This is a genomic window from Nocardia bhagyanarayanae, from assembly GCF_006716565.1.
GTDB lineage: Bacteria > Actinomycetota > Actinomycetes > Mycobacteriales > Mycobacteriaceae > Nocardia > Nocardia bhagyanarayanae.
Genome location: NZ_VFPG01000001.1, coordinates 5,081,595 through 5,097,401 on the forward strand (window position 1 = coordinate 5,081,595; position 15,807 = coordinate 5,097,401).

Below are 15,807 nucleotides of genomic sequence, written 5' to 3' on the forward strand. Positions count from 1 at the left end.
GGCGGCGGCGGAGTGTGACCGCGCAGGGCACCGCGCATGCCAAGGAGGACAGGGCGTGAATATCCGGGTGATGAGTCATACGAAGGTGGTGCAGGCCGCGCCGGAGGTCGTCTACGACCTGGTGGCCGACGTGACCCGGTGGCCGGTGATCTTCGCGCCCAGCGTGCTGGTGCGCCACCTGCACCGCGGCCCGGACGAGGAGCGGTTCCGGCTGTGGGCGACCGTGAACGGCGCGGTGAACAAATGGACCTCGCGGCGCGTGCTGGACGCCGAGCAGCGCCGTATCGTCTTCGAGCAGGAGCGCAGCCAGGCGCCGATCGCATCCATGGGCGGCGGCTGGTCGTTCCGCGAGGTCGGTTCCGGCGCGACGAAAGTCACGCTGGATCACCACTTCACCGTGGTGGACGGCGCCGACCCCGAGCAGGTCGCTGCGGCGGTGGACCGCAACAGCGAGACCGAGCTCGCGGCGCTGGCCCGCATCGCCGAGCTGGGCCACCCGGTCGAGGAGGTTGTCCACACCTTCGAAGACACGGTGACGCTGCGATGCTCGGCCGCCGAGGTGTACGACTTCGTCTATCACAGCGATCGGTGGCCCGAACATGTCCCGCACGTCAGCCGGATCGAGCTCACCGAGGACGACGACGGCGTGCAGCTGATGGAGATGGACACGGTGACCGCGGGCGGCATTCCGCATACCACCAAGTCGGTGCGGGTGTGCTTCCCCGGCGAGCGGATCGACTACAAGCAGCTGCTGCCACCGGCAATGCTCTTCGGGCACAGCGGCGCGTGGGAGTTCACCGACGGACCGGACGGCGCGGTGGTCACCGCACGGCACACCGTCGCGATCAATCCCGACGCCGCCCGCGAGATACTCGGCGCTGAAACGGATCTCGCCGACGCCCGCGCCTATCTGACCGAAGCGTTGTCCACCAACAGCCGCAACACGCTGCTGTGCGCGGTGCGCTACGCCGAGACGAAGTCGCCGACATGACAGCCACCGAAACCTCCGCGGCGCCCACCGTGACCGAGATCGCCGACGGCGTCTACGCCTACACCCACAGCCGCGGCGGCTGGTGTGTGAGCAACGCCGGTGTGCTGGCCGGCCCGGACGGCGCGGTGGTGATCGACACGCTGGCGACCGAGGGACGCACCCGCGCCCTGGTCGAGTTCGTCGACGGGCTCGGCGCAGGCCCGGCCCGCACGATCGTGAACACCCATCACCACGGTGACCACAATTTCGGCAACCACCTGTTCGGGCCGGCCGCCGTCGTCGTCGGCCACGATCGGATCCGGCCCGAGATGGCCGAAACCGGTCTGGCGCTGACGAAACTGTGGCCGAACGTGGACTGGGGCGACGTGCGAGTCACCTTGCCGGGCATCACGTTCAGCGACAGCGTGACCCTGCACGTGGGCGAGCGACGGGTCGAGCTGATCCATCTCGGTCCCGCCGCGCACACCACCAACGACGTGGTGGCCTGGCTGCCCGCGGAGCGCGTGCTGTTCGCCGGGGACCTGGTGATGTCGGGCGCGGCGCCGTTCTGCCTGATGGGGTCGGTCAGCGGGTCGATCGCCGCGGTGCGGCGGCTGTTCGCGCTCGGCGCCGAGACGGTCGTCGCCGGGCACGGTCCGGTGACCGGCCCGGAGATTTTCGACCAGACGTTGCGGTATCTGCGGTGGGTGCAGGATCTCGCGGCGGAGGGACGCGCGCTGGGATTGACGCCGCTGGCTATCGCGCTGGAGGCCGACCACGGCGAGTTCGACGGCCTGGTCGACCAGGAACGGCTGGTCGGCAACCTGTACCGCGCCGACGCCGAGCTGTCCGGTGGCCCGCTCGGCGAGCCGCTGGACGTGCTGTCCATCTTCGACGAGATGGTGCTCTACAACGGCGGGCAGGTGCCGGCATGCCTGGCGTGAGAACCGAATCGGTACGGGTCTGCGTGATCGGCGGCGGACCCGCCGGACTGATGACCGGGTTGCTGCTGGCCCGTTCCGGCGTGGACGTGCTCGTGCTGGAGAAGCATCCGGACTTCCTGCGCGATTTCCGGGGCGACACGGTGCACACCTCGACGCTGCTCGCGATGGACGAACTCGGCTTGGCCGAGGAGTTTCTCGCGCTGCCGCACGTCGAGCTGCCGCAGCTGCCGATGGCGACGGCCACCGGTCCGGTGGTGTTCGCCGACTTCAGCGCGCTGCCGGGGCGTTTCCCGTTCGTGGCGTTCATGCCGCAGTGGGACGTATTGAACTTCCTCGCCGAGGCGGGCCGCCGCTACCCCGGGTTCCGTTTGGTGCAGCGGGCGGAGGTCACGGAGTTGATCCAGCGCGACGGCGTGGTGGTCGGGGTCCGTGGCGAAACCTCCGAAGGACCGCTCGAGGTCACCGCCGATCTGGTGATCGCCGCCGACGGACGCCACTCGATCGTGCGCCGGTCGGGTCTGCTCGAAATCGCGGCCAGCGCGGCGCCGATGGACGTGCTGTGGTTCCGGGTGAGCAAACCAGACGGTGAACGCCTGCCCACGGTCCGCAGCGGAAAGGGGTTCTTCATCGTCTGTATCGACCGCGGGGACTATCTCCAGGTCGCCTACATGATCCCGAAGGGCGGCTTCGCGGCCATCAGGGATGCGGGGCTGGCGCGGTTCCGCGCGGATCTGGCCGCTATCTACCCCGTGCTCGCCCCGCATTTGGACGCCGAGATCCTGGACTGGGACGACGTGAAGCCGCTCGACGTCCGGGTGGATCGGCTGCGCCGCTGGTACCGTCCCGGCCTGGTCGCGATCGGGGACGCGGCGCACGCGATGTCTCCGGCGGGTGGCGTCGGGATCAACCTCGCGGTGCAGGACGCCATCGCCACCGCCCGGTTGCTGGCACCGATTCTCACCGCGGGCGCCACCCCGGGCACGGCCGCGCTGCGCACGATCCAGCGCCGCCGCGAATTACCCATGCGCTTCGTGCAATTCGCGCAACTGCACCTGCTGTCCGACCTGTACCCCAGCGCCGGTCGCCCCGGCACCGACAAACCGCTGCTCGTCCGTCTGCTCCGGCGTTTCCCCCGCCTGCCCCGCCTGGTGGCCCGGGTGATCGGACTCGGCATCCGGCCCGAGCCCGTCCCGCCTCCGGCGAGCGGAACCGTCACGGCCCAGACGAAATCCAGGGAGAACTGATCGTGTCGACCTACCTGCTCATCCACGGCGCCTTCCACGGCGGATGGGTCTGGCAGCGGGTCACCCCGCTGCTCGAGGACGCCGGGCACCGCGTCCTCGCGCCCTCGCTGGTCGGTCTCGGCGACCGCGCCCACCTGCTCACCGCCGACGTCGGCCTCGACACCCATGTCCGAGACCTGATCGACCTGGTCACCTCCGAAGACCTCACCGACGTCGTCCTGGTCGGCCACAGCTACGCCGCCATCGTTGTCACCGCACTCGCCGACGCCCTACCGGACCGTATCGCCGAACTCGTCTACATCGACACCTTCGTGCCCAACGACGGCGAAGCGGTCGCCGACATCATGCCCGGCATGGTCGACGCCTTCGTCGCCGCGGCCGCCGCCCACGGCGACGGCTGGCGCGTGCCGCCGCAAACCGAACCCATGGGCGACGGCGGGCTCTACGGCGTCACGGAAGAACCCGACCTCAGCTGGGTCGCCGCGATGCAGACCCCCCAGTCCCTGAAAACCTTCCAGCAGCCGATGGAACTGACGAATCCGCAAGCGCTGGCGCTTATTCCAGTGTCCCACGTCTACTGCAGTGAAGGCGGTGCGGCCTTCAAAGCCATGCGCACCGCCATGCCCCGCACCCTCCCGCCCACCGACCTCCCGCCGGACCGCCTGCTCGTCCTACCGACCGGCCACGACTGCATGATCACCATGCCGCGCGAACTGGCGGCGCATCTCCTGGCGCTGGCACCTCGTTCGGCAGCCGCGCCATAGCCTCGATACAGCGGACAGTCATCCTCGGGTGCGGGTTCGCGAGCCGCCACTCAGCTCGAGTCCCCGCCCGCGTCGTAGGCGGCGCGTGCCGCGAGAACCTCACCGAGGTGCTCGCTGGACCATTCCACGATGCTGCTGAACACCGGGGTCAGTGTCTTGGCCAGCGGCGTCGCCTCGTATTCCACCCGTGGCGGGACCTCGGGATGGTAGGTCCGCGATACCAACCCGTCGCGTTCGAGTTGACGTAGGCGCTGGGTGAGGACCTTGGGGGTGAGGCCAGGGATGCGCTGTTGGAGTTCGGTGAAGCGGAGGCGGCCGTCGTGGGTGAGCACCCACAGGACCTGGGTCGACCAGCGGCCGAAGACCAGATCGATGACCGGTGTGATCGGGCACGGGTCGGTCTCGGGCACGGTCGTCATGCGTCCTCCCGGGTTTGTCACTTTCCGCTTGGTTACTACTATACTTTGGAAAGTACTGTGGTTCCAGGGACGCGAGCACGCGAAAACCGAAGGGAGCACAGTCATGACGACGACAACAGTGGACGGGCGGCTCGACCTGCCGCGCCGCTCCGGCGACCGGCCGCGCACCCGCGAGCACAACCCGCATCAGCAGCTCAGCCAGATCGCACCGCCCGATCTGCAAGAGGAGCTGTGGTCCCGGATGACCACGCTGGACGGCGTCCTGCTCGGCCACAGCGGCGTTTCCCTGCCCGACACCCGTGCCCTGCACCTGCGGCCGACCCTTGCCACGGGTCCCGGCGAGGCCTACCTGGCGGGCACCGAATTCGCTCACTTGCACGGACACGGCGATGGCAGCTTGCACATGTGCCTGCCGAACGACGTGGTGACGCAGACCGTCCAGCAGGGCTGGGCGGAGCTGCACCCGATGGCCAGGCAGGGATTCCTGCCCGGGACGCTGGTGATGGTCTACGGGCCGCGCGACCACGAGGAACTGGACATCATCTGGCGGCTGGTGCGGATCAGTCACCGCTTCGCCCGAGGCTCGGCTACAGCGTGATTAGAGCGGCGGCCGCCATCGTTGGGCCCATGAACGCGACCGACCTCGTCGGGACATGGGAACTCGTGTCCTATTTCGACATCGACGAAAACGATGCGACCAGCCAGGGGCCATTGGGCGACGCGCCGCGCGGCCTGCTGATCTACGGCGCGCACGGCTATATGTCGGTGAGCATGATGCGCACCGACGGCGCCGCGGGCGCGACCCCGTTCATGGGCTACGCGGGCACCTGGCGGCGATCCGGCACCGAGATGGTGCACGCGATCAGCGTGTGTTCCAACCCGGCGTGGGCGGACACCGAGCAGGTGCGCCAGATGTCGCTGACCGGTGACGTGCTCACCCTGATCGGCTCCGCACAGGTCGGCGGGCGGACCCAACGCCGGGTGCTCACCTGGCGACGCAGCCGCCCGCCTGCCTGAAATCCGCTGTCATTCCGGAGAATACGAGAACAAGGGCTCGTCGAATTGCACCGGTTCGTTGTCTTCCTTGAGGATCGCGGTGATCACTCCGCCGGTCTGAGCGGTCACCGGGATCATCAGTTTCATCGCCTCCACGATGGCGATCTGCTGTCCGGCCTGCACCCGGTCTCCGACCTCGACGAAGGGATCCGAGCCCGGCTCGGGGCGGCGATAGAACACGCCCACACTGGGTGCGCGCACCACCGGTCCGATCGCCGGGCTCTCCGGCGCCGCAATGGATTCCACCGGAGCTTCGGTGACTGGCATAGCTGTGGACGGCGGCGCGACGGTCTGCCACTCGGCCTCCACGGTCACCTCCCCGACCTGGAAGCGCAGTGCGCTCGGCTGGCGCGGGAAGCCCGCGAGCAGGTGCAGCGCACCCGTCTGTATGGCGTCCAGGACCCGGAGATAATCATCGTGCCCGGTGGCGCGGGCGTCGGCGGGATTGTCGTCGACTGCGGTCATTGCCGTGACTCCTTCAGCTCAGTAATTGCCGAGTCCGCCACAGACATTCAGCGCCTGGGCGGTCACCGCGCCCGCCCCGGGCCCGATCAGGTAGTCGACCATCGCCGCCACCTCGAACGGCTGGACGTAACGACCGATGGGCACCCGCGCGCTGACCCTGGCGTGCACCTCGTCGGTGTCGACACCCCACAGACCCGAATACACCTCGCGTACCCGCTCGGCCATCGGTGTCTCCACGAATCCGGGGCACACCGCGTTCACGGTGATCCCGGTCTTGGCCAGCTCGAGGCCGAGCGCCTTGGTGAAACCGACCACGCCGTGCTTGGACGCGGAGTACGGGGCGCCGTGCACCACACCCTGCTTGCCGCCGGTGGAGGCGATGTTGACGATGCGGCCGCTGCCGCGCTCCAGCATGCCGCCCGCGTTCAGCACCGCCTTCGTCATCAGGAACACGCTGTTGAGATTGGTGTTCATCACGTCGAACCACAGTTCGTCGGTCACCTGAGCGGTGACGCCGCCGCCGCTGCGGCCGGCATTGTTGATCAGGATGTCGATCGGGCCGTAGCGCCGCACGCCCGCGTCGACGTACTCGCGGACCTGCGCGGCGTCGGCCACGTCGCAGACGGTGCCGTCCACCTCGTGACCCTCGTCCTGCAGGCTCTTCACTGTGTCGGTCACCCGCTGCTGGTCGCGAGCGCAGAGGAACACCGCAATGCCCTGGGCCGCCAGGCTTTTGGTGATCTCCAGGCCCATTCCGCTGGTCGCTCCGGTGACCAGCGCGACGCGCCGATTTTCCGCCATGACTCCTCCATCGGTCGATCTTCCGAACTCGCCGGGCTTTTCGACCACCAGCGTCGTCGCGCGTCCTATAGATCCGGTCAACCGACGGTCACATGCGGCGGCTCGACCGAAGCTCTAGCGGCGTCGGCCACCGTGGCGTGCAGCCGCGCCCCGCCGCAACCTTAGGGAGCAACCATGACCACTGTCGCAAGCCGCACCGAGTTGTACGCCGAGGTCCAGCAGTTCTACGCCGAGCAGATGCAGCGACTGGACAACCGCGACATCCCCGGCTACGCCGATACCTTCACCGAGGACGCGGAATTCGAGCACTCGCCGGGCATTCCACCCGCCCGGACCAGAGCGGGCATCATCGCGGACCTGGTCGAGTTCCACAAGCGCTTCGACACCGACCCGATGCAGCGCAGGCACTGGTTCAACATGATCAACCTGCAACCCCAGGACGACGGGACCATCGTGTCCACCACCTACTGCCTGGTGGTGAAGATCCGCCCGAACAGCAAGCCCGAGATCGCGCCGAGCTGCGTCGTGCACGACGTGCTCGTCCGCGTCGACGGAGCGCTGCTGACCCGATCGCGGCGCGTCGTCCACGACTGACCGTCCCCGGACACCTTTTCGAGGAGAAATACGTGAACTCCGTTCAGCCAGCCTTGCTCACGCTCGCCGCCGAGGCGCAGGATCTGCTCTTCCGGGAGGCCCGCACGGCGAATACCTTCACCGACGAGCCGGTCACCGACGAGCAGATCCGCGCGATCTACGAATTGGTGAAATACGCGCCGACGTCGATGAACCAGCAACCGCTGCGGATCGTGCTGGTGCGCAGCCAAGAGGCGCGAGACCGGCTGGTCACCCACATGATCGACAACAACAAGCCGAAGACGGCCGCGGCGCCGCTCTCGGCGATCCTTGCCGCGGACCTGAATTTCCACGACAACTTGCCAACAGTGTTCCCGCACGCGCCCGAGGCCAAGGACTACTTCGCCGATACGGACTACCGGACCGAGTCGGCGCGGTTCAATGCCCTGATCCAGATCGGCTACCTCATCCTGGGTATCCGCGCGGCGGGGCTGGCGGCGGGCCCGATGAACGGGTTCGACGGCGCGGGGCTGGACAAGGACTTCTTCCCGGACGGCGATCACACCGGTCTCGTCGTGGTCAATATCGGCAAGCCGGGCGCGAACGCCTGGTTCCCGCGCTCGCCGCGATTGGCCTACGACGAGGTGGTCAGCACGATTTGAGCCGGTCGGGAGGGCAGCGCACCCGGTCGGAGTGGTCGATGCCCGCGAGAACAACTCACGGGCATCGCCGTCCCCGCACTACCCGGCGCAGACCGTCGATGACCGGCTCACACGCCGCCGAGCTGGGGCGTGGATTCGGCGAAGCGCGCTCGCCGAGCGGCGACCGCCAGCAGCCCGACCGCGATCCAGGCGAGCACCCAGGGGGCGGGCTCGAGGATCACGGCGAGAAGGGCGAGCCACCCGCGCGCCCTCTCGATAGCGGCTGCGGACATTGATCGGGACCCGGGCATGGCCCGGGTTTTCGGAGAGCGACCCGAGAGAGGCGCGGTGTCAGCGGATGGCGATGATGGCCGAGCCGTGGCCGAAAAGGCCCTGGTTCACCGCGATACCCGCGCGGGCGTTGTCCACCTGGCGGCCGTCGGCCTGGCCGCGCAGCTGCCAGGTGAGCTCGCAGATCTGGGCGATGGCCTGGGCGGGGATCGCCTCACCGAAACAGGCCAGGCCGCCGCTGGGGTTCACCGGCACGCGTCCGCCCAATGTTGTTGCGCCACTGCGCAACAGTGCCTCCGCGCCGCCCGTCTCGCAGAGCCCGATGTCCTCGTACCAGTCCAGCTCCAGCGCGGTGGACAGGTCGTAGACCTCCGCGAGGGACAGGTCGGCCGGACCGAGTCCGGCCTCCTCGTACGCGGCGTGCGCGAGGTCGGAACGGAACGCGCGGGGCGGGGCCTCGACGGCCACAGCGGAGTCCGTCGCGAAATCCGGCAGGTCGAGAACGGTTTTCGGGAACGTCGGCGTGACCGTCGACAGCGCCCGGATGCGGACCGGGTCGGCGACGCCGTGCCGACGCGCGTACTCCATCGACGTCAACACCAGTGCTGCCCCGCCGTCGCTGGTCGCGCAGATGTCGAGCAGCCGCAACGGGTCCGAGACGATCGCCGAGGCGGCGACCTCCTCGACCGAAACCTCCTTGCGATAGCGGGCATACGGGTTGTTCAGGCCGTGCCTGGCATTCTTCACCTTGACCGCGGCGAAATCGTCGAGTGTGGCACCGTGCAGCGCCATCCGGCGGCGGGCATACAGCGCGAAATAGATGGGATTGGTAGCGCCGAGCAGGTGGAAACGCAACCAGTCCGGGTCGTCGCGTCGCTCACCGCCGACCGGCTGGAAGAAGCCCTTCGGGGCGGCATCCGCGCCCACCACCAGCGCCACGTCGCACAACCCCGCCAGGATCTGGGCGCGTGCGTTGGCGATGGCCTGCGCACCCGAGGCACAGGCGGCATAGCTGCTCGAGATCCGCGCACCCGACCAACCCAGCGCCTGAGCGAACGTCGCGCCCGAGACGAAACCGGGGTATCCATTGCGGATGGTGTCCGCGCCGGCGATATAGCCGACGTCGAGGTGGTTCACCCCGGCATCGGCCAGCGCCGCGCGGGCTGCGACCAGCCCGTATTCGACGAAATTGCGCCCCCACTTGCCCCACTGGTGCATGCCCGCACCGAGGACGGCGATGTCGCGATCGTTCGTGTCAGTCATTGACCGGCCTCCACATCCACACCGTGTACTCGGCTTCCTCGTCGGCGTACAACGTGCCGAGAGTCACTTCGACCGGCATGCCGACGGCCAGGTCGTCCACCGTGAGGCCGCGCACGACCTGCCCGAGAATCACCATCTGCTCGACCTCGAGCTCCACTGCCGCAACGACATACGGCTCGAACGGATCGGGCGACACATAGGGCGCCGGAGGTTTGTACCGTGCGTCGGCATACGACCAGATCCGCCCACGTCGGGAAAACAGATGCTCGACGAGCTCCGAACCGTCCCTCGGACCGGAACACTGCGGATTCCGGCAGGCCAGCGTGTTCCGCGGGAAATACGGTGTGGCGCAATCCTTGCAGCGACTTCCCTTCAGACGCGCCACGCCGTCGTCCGCGGTGAACCAGTCTGCCACGGCGGGCCGTTGTTCTTTCTGCACAGCCCCGACCGTATAGGAACACGTTCTACTTTGGGGTCGAATTCCGCTCCGGCGATCCGCGGGCGGAGGTACGGTGAGTCCGGATCGAGGACGTCCCGACCCCTCGAGTCGATCTGGAGTACCACAACGCGATGGGCGCCAAAGCCATTGATCCCCAGACAATCCGCAACGTCACCATCATCGGCGACCCCGACGAGACCACCCGAGTGGCCCACCTCCTCCGCCGCCGCTCCGGCCAGCCCGGCCCCGGCACCCGGGCCACGGTCGACTGGAAGACGGGCCGCGTCGAGCACACGATCCGTATCGCCGCGCTGACGAGCCACGCGCCCATCGCGGATCTCGAGCGGGCCATCCGCGTCGCCGACGGTGTGGTCGCGGTCGTGAACGCCGCCGCGAACCCCACCCCGCACGTCGAGACGATGTTGCGGGTCGCCGACGACCACCAGGTCGCCCGCCTGTGCCTGATCACCGGAGTCGACCACTCCGCAGCAGATTTCGGCCGCTGTGTCCGCACGATCGCCGACACCCGCGGCGCGGTCCCACTGGCGCTACAGATCCCCCTCGGCGCCCACCCCACGTTCGAAGGCGTCATCGACCTGCTCCCGCTGTGGGCGCTCGAATCGCTGGCCGCCGAACTTTACGGCAGCCATTGGGAAGTCGTCGAGCGGTGGTACGGCAACCTCGTGAAAACGGTCATGGAACAGGCCCCCTCGGATTCGAACGCCTCCCCCGCCCGGTGCGACATCCCGCTCGACCAGCTGCATCATCGCATCCGCTACCTCACCCGCATCGGTGACGTCGTACCCGTCCTATGCGGTGCAGCGCCCCCCAGCGAGGACATCGCCACACTCTTGGACGCCATCGCCCGCTACCTGCCCTCCCCCATGGATGTCTGCCAACCAGAACACGCCCTCGACTATTGACAGAGGCATTCGGGCCGGCCGTCAGCGGCTTGCAGGCCTTCCAGGTCGCCCACGGCCACGGCCCGCCCCATCACCAACGGCATCCAGCTGCTGGGTCGCGGTACAGCTGGCCGCAGCACGGATGTGCCGGATGGCTGGGCCGATGCTGAATTGAAGTTGTCCCGATCACGACTGACGAGTGCGGGGCGTGAGGCCGAAGGCCGTTGCGGCGCTTGCGATGGCGACGATGGCGATGAACAGCCAGCCGTGTTGAAACGCGGTCAGCATCCGGTCGGCCGGGGCATCGAGCGATCCGAGAATGGCGATCAGCACGGCGACGCCCAGCACATAGCCGAGCTGGCGGGCCGTATTCACCACGGCACTGCCGGTGGCGGACTGGTCCGGCGGCAGATCGACGGCCGCGGAGGCGATCATGCTGGGCAGCGCGAGGCCGATGCCAACGCCGGAGATCAGCCAGCCCGGCAGGACATCGGCGGCGTACCGCACGGGTGTGGACGCGGTGGCCAGCACGAGCGCCACACCACTGGCGAACAGCAGGTTCCCCAGTGCCACAACGATACCCACTGGGATCCGGCTGATCAGTCGCTGGCTGACGGCGGCGAAGATCGGCACCATGAGCGGTCCGGGGACGATGGCGAGTCCGGTTCCCATGGTGTCGAACCCGGCCGCGTTCTCCAGCCACATGGCCATGCTGAGGAACCATGCCCCGAACGCGGTGCAGAACGCGAATACGGTGACGTTGGCCCACACGAACGTCGGCACCCGGAACAGGTCGGGCGACACCACCGGATTCCGATGTCGCGTCATTCGCGCCACGAACCCCGCCACGCCGACTGCCGCGACGGCCAGTGTGCCGAGTGTCGCCGCACTGGACCACCGCCATTCGCCGCTCTGTACCAGGCCCAGCGACAGTGCCCCGATCGCCACGATCAGCAGTGCCACCCCGAGCAGGTCGGGCATCCGGCTCGGTGTCCGCCGGTGATGATTCGGTACCAAGCGCATGGCCGCAACCCCGGCCACCAAGCTCACCGGCAGATTGATCAGGAAGACCCAGCGCCAGGACGCCTCGACCAGCGCCCCGCCGACCACCGGGCCGAACGCTGCGGCGGCGGAACTCGTTGTGGCCCAAACCTTCACCGCGCCCGGCACCCGCGTCGGCGGCAGTACGGTGAGGAGCAGCCCTAGGCTGGCGGGCGTCAGGGCGGCCGCGCCGACCGCCTGCAGGACCCGGAACGCCACCAGCGTCCATAGCGAGGGAGCCACCGCGCAGGCCAGGCTCGCCAGCGTGAAAATGCCGAGACCGACCAGGAATCCCGCCTTTCGGCCGAACCGGTCCGAGACGCGCCCCGCTGGAATCAGCAGTGCCGCATAGACGATGGCGTATCCGTTGAGGACCCAGCTCACGTCCGCCAGCGACGAACCACGGTACGACTCGGCGATATTCGTGAACGCGACGTTCACGACGAATACGTCGAGCATCGCGATGAACGCGGCCGAACAGAGAATCCACACGATCGCCGTCGAATGGTCCCGGACCGGCCTTCGTGTCGTCGATATGTCCGTGGCCACGGTGTCTTCGGCCGCTACGCCATCCATGAGGAATCCCTTCGTTTGTCGACACCGGTCCCTCAGCACGCGCCGCTCTCCACCGGTGCGCTCAAAGAATACGGTCGACCGTATGCATACCGCAACATCAACTGCACCAACGGGACTCGAAGGGCTCAGCTTCGGACGTCTGGCCGACGAACTCGGCATCAGCGAAGCGGCATTCAGACGTTGTTCCGGACCACGGAGACTGCAGCTCGCGACGGCGGAAGCGGCGCAGGAGGCATTCGTCGACGCGGTCATCCGGCCCGCCCAGCAATCCCCCGCCGGCGTCGCACGCATCCCCGCCCTCGTCGACAGATGGCTCGACTATGCCGTCGAGCCGTCGCCGCCGGTGATATCGCCGACATCGATCCCGAGGCAGCCGCGTTCCAGGTCAATGCCCTGCTGAATGCCGTCAACCTGGCCCTGCGCCTGGGCGAGGACGACAGTGTGACCATGGCACGGCAGGTGGTCGACCGCCCGCGTTGGGCGATGTCTTGCCGGGCGCCGCCGTGCGCCATCAGGATCAGGGGCGCGCGCTCGGTGCGGGTGCGTCTAGCCCGGTTGGCCGGTGGTCACGCGCTTCGACGCCGAATCGATCACTTCGTCCAGAACATCCCGCGAGCGAATCAGATCGGCGATCGTGCGGTCGATTCGATCGCGCTCAGCGGTGAGTTCGGCGACCAGTTTCGGTGTGGCGATCTCGTTCGGGCGACCGTCGGAATCTCTCATGCAGGGCAGCAGTTGCGCGATCTTCCTGCTGTTCAGGCCTGCGGCATAGAGGGTTTGGATGCGTATGACGCGGTCGACCGCCCATTCGCCGTAGTGCCGGTGGCCGCCGGAGGTGCGCTGAGCGGTCAGCAGACCTTGCGCCTCGTAGTAGCGAAGGGAGCGCTCGCTCACCCCGCTGCGATCAGCCAGCTCACCGATCCGCATTCCGCACCTCGCAGGACAAAAACCTTGAATCTGACACTAATGTCAACTTCTACCATGCCGGTGCAGCGAACACCCCTTCGACCGAGGAGACATCGATGACCGAGCTGACCGGCAAGGTAGCGCTGGTGACCGGCGGCAGCCGAGGAATCGGCGCCGCGATAGCGCAGCGGCTGGCCGACGCCGGGGCGGCGATCGGCCTGACCTACGTCCAGGCAGCAGACCAAGCGCGCGCGGTCGCCAAGCAGATCGAGAACAAGGGCGGCAAGGCCACGATCATCCAGGCCGATCTGACCCGTCCCGAGACCGCGGCCGAAGCGGTCGAGCAGACGGTGCGGGAGTTGGGCCGCATCGACATCCTGGTGAACAACGCGGGCTTCCTCGCCTACGGCCCACTGGCGGAGGTGTCGGTCGCCGAACTGGATCGTGTACTCGCCGTGGACATTCAGTCGGTGTTCCTGGCCACCCAGGCCGCTGCCCGGCACATGGGTGACGGTGGGCGGATCATCAGCATCGGGTCGTGCTTCAACGGGCGCGTTCCCGGTTCGAACTTCGTCTTGCAGGCCATGGCGAAATCCGCGCTCATCGGGCTGACCAAGGGACTCGCTCGCGAGCTCGGCCCGCTGGGAATCACCGCCACCGTCGTGGACCCGGGCCCGATCGACACCGACATGAACCCAGCCGACGGCGAGACCGCGGAATTCCAACGCTCCCTCACCGCCCTCGGCCGGTACGGCGCGGCCGAGGACATCGCCGCCGCCGTGGCGTACCTGGCGGGCCCCGGCGGCCGCTACGTGACCGGCACCGCCCTCGCCGTGGACGGCGGATACACCGTGTGAGCGCGGGCCGGAACACCGTTGGTCCGTCTTGCCTTGACATCGATGACAAGGTTTAGCGTTTCGGCGCTGGTGTGGTGAGGAGGTCGAATGCTGATCGGGGAGTTCGCCGATCGTTCCGGTACGAGCGCCCGCATGCTGCGGTACTACGAACAGCAGGGCTTGGTGCGGGCACGTCGGTCGGCGAACGGCTACCGGGTGTACGACGAGGGCGAGTTGCCGATCGTCCACAAGATCCGGTCCATGCAAGAACTGGGCTTCGAACTCGACGAGTTGAGCCCGTTCGTCACGTGCATGCGGGCCGGGAACCCGTCCGGCGACGAATGCCCGGAGTCGATGGACACCCTGCGGCGCCGGCTCACCGAGGTGAACGACGCGATCGACGAGCTCCTCGCGATCCGGGAGCTCCTGCACCGGCAGCTCGCCACCGCCGAATCGAAGGGATACCAATGAAATTCGCGATCAGCTACCCGACGCCGTTCAACGGGACCGATCCCGACCGGCTCGTCTCGTTCGCCCGGCATGCCGAGCGGTGCGGTTTCGAGGCCCTGTACGTCCAGGACCACATCGCGCTGTATCCGGGCGCGAACTACGGCGCCGGAGAACTACCCCCGACGCTGCCCTACTTCGATCCCCTGGACACCCTGAGCTTCGTCGCCGCCGCCACCGAACGCCTGCTGCTCGGCACCGGCGTCCTGCTGCTGCCGTACCGCCATCCCGTGGTCCTCGCCAAACGCCTGGCCACCATCGACGCGCTGTCCAAGGGCCGCATGCGCCTGCTCACCGTCGGCCTCGGCGCCCTCCCTGGCGAGGCACAGGCCATGGGCGTGGACTTCCGCACCCGCGGCCGCCGCGCCGACGAGGCGATCGACGTGCTTCGCCTGCTGTGGTCCGGCGGGCCGGAAGGCGTCGACCATCACGGTGAGTTCTTCGCCTTCGACAAGCTGTGCAGCTATCCGAAACCCTTTAGTACAAACGAACTTCCGATTCACGTGGGCGGGTCCAGCCGTGCCGCCGCCCGCCGCGCCGGGCTCCGCGGCGACGGCTACTTCGCCGGCGGCATGCTCGACGAGGACGAGCGCGACCTACAGATCGACTTGGCGCGCAAGGCCGCTGTCGAAGCGGGCCGCGACCCGGCCGCCCTCGAGTACACCCGCTGGGGCTCGGTGGAACTGACGGTCGAGCAGGTCGGGCAACTCGCGGAACACGGTGTCACTCGAATCGTCGTCAACGTGACCGCCGCGACCGCCGACGAACAGCACGACCAGATGTCGGCGTTCGCCGAACGATTCGCTCTGGCAACCTCTTCCGGGCGGTGACCGACAGTGCGCACAAGCATTCCCGGCTTCGGCGAACAGACCGTCCGAGTTGGCGAAATCGACGTTCACGTCGCCTCGGGCGGGCACGGACCCGCGGTGTTGTTGCTGCACGGGTTCCCGCAAACCCATCTGGCATGGCGGCACGTCGCTCCAGCGCTGACGGACCGGTTCCACGTCGTCTGCCCGGACCTGCCCGGTGCTGCCAGGCGGCCACTTCCTCCCGGAAGCTCAGCCAGTCGCCGTCACCGCAGCGATCCGTGATCTGATCACATCGACAAGGTGACTTCCGGCTCCCCCGAAAAGCGACACCCGCCGCAGACGCGGGGCCAGCGCGGTGGG

At 68.1% G+C, this 15,807-nt stretch carries 21 protein-coding genes and 1 pseudogene; 14 read left to right on the plus strand and 8 right to left on the minus strand.

What is annotated here, in order from left to right; translation table 11 throughout:
* Positions 1-70 precede the first annotated feature (70 nt).
* From FB390_RS21955 to FB390_RS21970, 4 genes are read left to right on the plus strand one after another with little or no spacing between them, the layout of a single operon-like run.
* Positions 71-991: an aromatase/cyclase gene (locus tag FB390_RS21955; RefSeq protein ID WP_141810634.1), complete on the plus strand. Its 921-nt coding sequence runs from the start codon at positions 71-73 to the stop codon at positions 989-991.
* Complete coding sequence (locus FB390_RS21960; RefSeq protein ID WP_141810635.1) at positions 988-1,914, plus strand: MBL fold metallo-hydrolase; 927 nt, start codon at positions 988-990, stop codon at positions 1,912-1,914. The genes FB390_RS21955 and FB390_RS21960 overlap by 4 nt, the downstream gene beginning before the upstream one ends.
* Positions 1,902-3,158 carry an FAD-dependent oxidoreductase gene (locus tag FB390_RS21965; RefSeq protein ID WP_141810636.1) on the plus strand — a complete coding sequence of 419 codons (1,257 nt, stop codon included), beginning with the start codon at positions 1,902-1,904 and terminating at the stop codon, positions 3,156-3,158. Before FB390_RS21960 ends, FB390_RS21965 begins: the two co-directional genes overlap by 13 nt.
* A gap of 2 nt (positions 3,159-3,160) precedes the next feature.
* Complete coding sequence (locus FB390_RS21970) at positions 3,161-3,922, plus strand: alpha/beta hydrolase (RefSeq protein ID WP_141810637.1); 762 nt, start codon at positions 3,161-3,163, stop codon at positions 3,920-3,922.
* Between the two features lie 50 nt (positions 3,923-3,972).
* On the opposite strand, the gene FB390_RS21975 is transcribed toward FB390_RS21970, so the two are convergent.
* Positions 3,973-4,341 (minus strand): winged helix-turn-helix transcriptional regulator, encoded by a 369-nt coding sequence (locus FB390_RS21975; protein WP_141810638.1) that lies wholly within the window; start codon positions 4,339-4,341, stop codon positions 3,973-3,975.
* Positions 4,342-4,444: 103 nt separating this feature from the next.
* Between FB390_RS21975 and FB390_RS21980 the strand changes: the two genes are divergently transcribed.
* On the plus strand, positions 4,445-4,939 hold the full coding sequence (locus FB390_RS21980) for a luciferase domain-containing protein (RefSeq protein ID WP_141810639.1): 495 nt from the start codon (positions 4,445-4,447) through the stop codon (positions 4,937-4,939).
* Positions 4,940-4,968: 29 nt separating this feature from the next.
* The gene (locus tag FB390_RS21985; protein WP_097244046.1) at positions 4,969-5,358 is read left to right on the plus strand and encodes a lipocalin-like domain-containing protein; all 390 of its coding nucleotides are present in this window, start codon (positions 4,969-4,971) and stop codon (positions 5,356-5,358) included.
* Positions 5,359-5,367: 9 nt separating this feature from the next.
* Here FB390_RS21985 and FB390_RS21990 read toward each other — a convergent pair whose 3' ends face one another.
* Entirely contained in the window at positions 5,368-5,862 is a 495-nt protein-coding gene (locus FB390_RS21990) for an acetyl-CoA carboxylase biotin carboxyl carrier protein (RefSeq protein WP_141810640.1), read from the minus strand.
* A gap of 18 nt (positions 5,863-5,880) precedes the next feature.
* On the minus strand, positions 5,881-6,663 hold the full coding sequence (locus FB390_RS21995; RefSeq protein ID WP_141810641.1) for an SDR family NAD(P)-dependent oxidoreductase: 783 nt from the start codon (positions 6,661-6,663) through the stop codon (positions 5,881-5,883).
* 174 nt (positions 6,664-6,837) lie between these two features.
* On the opposite strand from FB390_RS21995, the gene FB390_RS22000 reads away from it, so the two are divergent.
* Both FB390_RS22000 and FB390_RS22005 read left to right on the plus strand, forming a co-directional pair.
* On the plus strand, positions 6,838-7,257 hold the full coding sequence (locus tag FB390_RS22000; RefSeq protein ID WP_141810642.1) for a nuclear transport factor 2 family protein: 420 nt from the start codon (positions 6,838-6,840) through the stop codon (positions 7,255-7,257).
* A 32-nt stretch (positions 7,258-7,289) separates the two neighbouring features.
* Complete coding sequence (locus FB390_RS22005) at positions 7,290-7,898, plus strand: malonic semialdehyde reductase (RefSeq protein ID WP_221639342.1); 609 nt, start codon at positions 7,290-7,292, stop codon at positions 7,896-7,898.
* A 107-nt stretch (positions 7,899-8,005) separates the two neighbouring features.
* Here the strand turns inward: FB390_RS22005 and FB390_RS33665 are convergent, their stop codons facing one another.
* The 3 genes from FB390_RS33665 to FB390_RS22015 are packed head-to-tail and all read right to left on the minus strand — an operon-like array spanning position 8,006 to position 9,846.
* Positions 8,006-8,170: a hypothetical protein gene (locus FB390_RS33665; RefSeq protein WP_185757132.1), complete on the minus strand. Its 165-nt coding sequence runs from the start codon at positions 8,168-8,170 to the stop codon at positions 8,006-8,008.
* 58 nt (positions 8,171-8,228) lie between these two features.
* Positions 8,229-9,431, minus strand: coding sequence for a lipid-transfer protein (locus FB390_RS22010; protein WP_141810643.1), 1,203 nt, complete (start codon positions 9,429-9,431; stop codon positions 8,229-8,231).
* Positions 9,424-9,846 carry a Zn-ribbon domain-containing OB-fold protein gene (locus FB390_RS22015; protein WP_141810644.1) on the minus strand — a complete coding sequence of 141 codons (423 nt, stop codon included), beginning with the start codon at positions 9,844-9,846 and terminating at the stop codon, positions 9,424-9,426. Before FB390_RS22015 ends, FB390_RS22010 begins: the two co-directional genes overlap by 8 nt.
* 155 nt (positions 9,847-10,001) lie before the next feature.
* Here FB390_RS22015 and FB390_RS22020 point away from each other — a divergent pair, with 155 nt between their 5' ends.
* Positions 10,002-10,793, plus strand: coding sequence for a GTP-binding protein (locus tag FB390_RS22020; RefSeq protein WP_141810645.1), 792 nt, complete (start codon positions 10,002-10,004; stop codon positions 10,791-10,793).
* A gap of 165 nt (positions 10,794-10,958) precedes the next feature.
* On the opposite strand, the gene FB390_RS22025 is transcribed toward FB390_RS22020, so the two are convergent.
* A complete protein-coding gene (locus tag FB390_RS22025) occupies positions 10,959-12,641 on the minus strand; it encodes an MFS transporter (RefSeq protein WP_246124153.1) in 1,683 nt (560 codons plus the stop codon).
* A gap of 57 nt (positions 12,642-12,698) precedes the next feature.
* On the opposite strand from FB390_RS22025, the pseudogene FB390_RS34900 reads away from it, so the two are divergent.
* Positions 12,699-12,779 (plus strand): annotated as a pseudogene (locus FB390_RS34900) (hypothetical protein); the annotation flags it as partial.
* A 156-nt stretch (positions 12,780-12,935) separates the two neighbouring features.
* On the opposite strand, the gene FB390_RS22030 reads toward FB390_RS34900, so the two are convergent.
* On the minus strand, positions 12,936-13,316 hold the full coding sequence (locus FB390_RS22030; RefSeq protein WP_141810646.1) for a MerR family transcriptional regulator: 381 nt from the start codon (positions 13,314-13,316) through the stop codon (positions 12,936-12,938).
* Positions 13,317-13,411: 95 nt separating this feature from the next.
* Between FB390_RS22030 and FB390_RS22035 the strand changes: the two genes are divergently transcribed.
* The 4 genes from FB390_RS22035 (at position 13,412) to FB390_RS22050 (ending at position 15,729) form a co-directional block, all read left to right on the plus strand.
* Positions 13,412-14,152, plus strand: coding sequence for an SDR family NAD(P)-dependent oxidoreductase (locus FB390_RS22035; protein ID WP_141810647.1), 741 nt, complete (start codon positions 13,412-13,414; stop codon positions 14,150-14,152).
* Positions 14,153-14,239: 87 nt separating this feature from the next.
* A complete protein-coding gene (locus tag FB390_RS22040) occupies positions 14,240-14,602 on the plus strand; it encodes a MerR family transcriptional regulator (protein ID WP_141810648.1) in 363 nt (120 codons plus the stop codon).
* The gene (locus FB390_RS22045; RefSeq protein ID WP_141810649.1) at positions 14,599-15,468 is read left to right on the plus strand and encodes a TIGR03619 family F420-dependent LLM class oxidoreductase; all 870 of its coding nucleotides are present in this window, start codon (positions 14,599-14,601) and stop codon (positions 15,466-15,468) included. The genes FB390_RS22040 and FB390_RS22045 overlap by 4 nt, the downstream gene beginning before the upstream one ends.
* Before the next feature lie 96 nt (positions 15,469-15,564).
* Positions 15,565-15,729, plus strand: coding sequence for an alpha/beta fold hydrolase (locus tag FB390_RS22050; protein WP_246124332.1), 165 nt, complete (start codon positions 15,565-15,567; stop codon positions 15,727-15,729).
* The last annotated feature ends 78 nt before the right edge of the window (positions 15,730-15,807 follow it).

Coding starts and splice junctions, on each gene's coding strand:
- FB390_RS21955 (WP_141810634.1), top strand. CDS start 71: ATGAGTCATACGAAGGTGGTGCAGGCCGCGCCGGAGGTCGTCTACGAC.
- FB390_RS21960 (WP_141810635.1), top strand. CDS start 988: ATGACAGCCACCGAAACCTCCGCGGCGCCCACCGTGACCGAGATCGCC.
- FB390_RS21965 (WP_141810636.1), top strand. CDS start 1,902: ATGCCTGGCGTGAGAACCGAATCGGTACGGGTCTGCGTGATCGGCGGC.
- FB390_RS21975 (WP_141810638.1), bottom strand. CDS start 4,341: ATGACGACCGTGCCCGAGACCGACCCGTGCCCGATCACACCGGTCATC.
- FB390_RS21980 (WP_141810639.1), top strand. CDS start 4,445: ATGACGACGACAACAGTGGACGGGCGGCTCGACCTGCCGCGCCGCTCC.
- FB390_RS21985 (WP_097244046.1), top strand. CDS start 4,969: ATGAACGCGACCGACCTCGTCGGGACATGGGAACTCGTGTCCTATTTC.
- FB390_RS21990 (WP_141810640.1), bottom strand. CDS start 5,862: ATGACCGCAGTCGACGACAATCCCGCCGACGCCCGCGCCACCGGGCAC.
- FB390_RS21995 (WP_141810641.1), bottom strand. CDS start 6,663: ATGGCGGAAAATCGGCGCGTCGCGCTGGTCACCGGAGCGACCAGCGGA.
- FB390_RS22000 (WP_141810642.1), top strand. CDS start 6,838: ATGACCACTGTCGCAAGCCGCACCGAGTTGTACGCCGAGGTCCAGCAG.
- FB390_RS33665 (WP_185757132.1), bottom strand. CDS start 8,170: ATGTCCGCAGCCGCTATCGAGAGGGCGCGCGGGTGGCTCGCCCTTCTC.
- FB390_RS22010 (WP_141810643.1), bottom strand. CDS start 9,431: ATGACTGACACGAACGATCGCGACATCGCCGTCCTCGGTGCGGGCATG.
- FB390_RS22020 (WP_141810645.1), top strand. CDS start 10,002: ATGGGCGCCAAAGCCATTGATCCCCAGACAATCCGCAACGTCACCATC.
- FB390_RS22025 (WP_246124153.1), bottom strand. CDS start 12,641: ATGACCGCGTCGACGAATGCCTCCTGCGCCGCTTCCGCCGTCGCGAGC.
- FB390_RS22030 (WP_141810646.1), bottom strand. CDS start 13,316: ATGCGGATCGGTGAGCTGGCTGATCGCAGCGGGGTGAGCGAGCGCTCC.
- FB390_RS22035 (WP_141810647.1), top strand. CDS start 13,412: ATGACCGAGCTGACCGGCAAGGTAGCGCTGGTGACCGGCGGCAGCCGA.
- FB390_RS22040 (WP_141810648.1), top strand. CDS start 14,240: ATGCTGATCGGGGAGTTCGCCGATCGTTCCGGTACGAGCGCCCGCATG.
- FB390_RS22045 (WP_141810649.1), top strand. CDS start 14,599: ATGAAATTCGCGATCAGCTACCCGACGCCGTTCAACGGGACCGATCCC.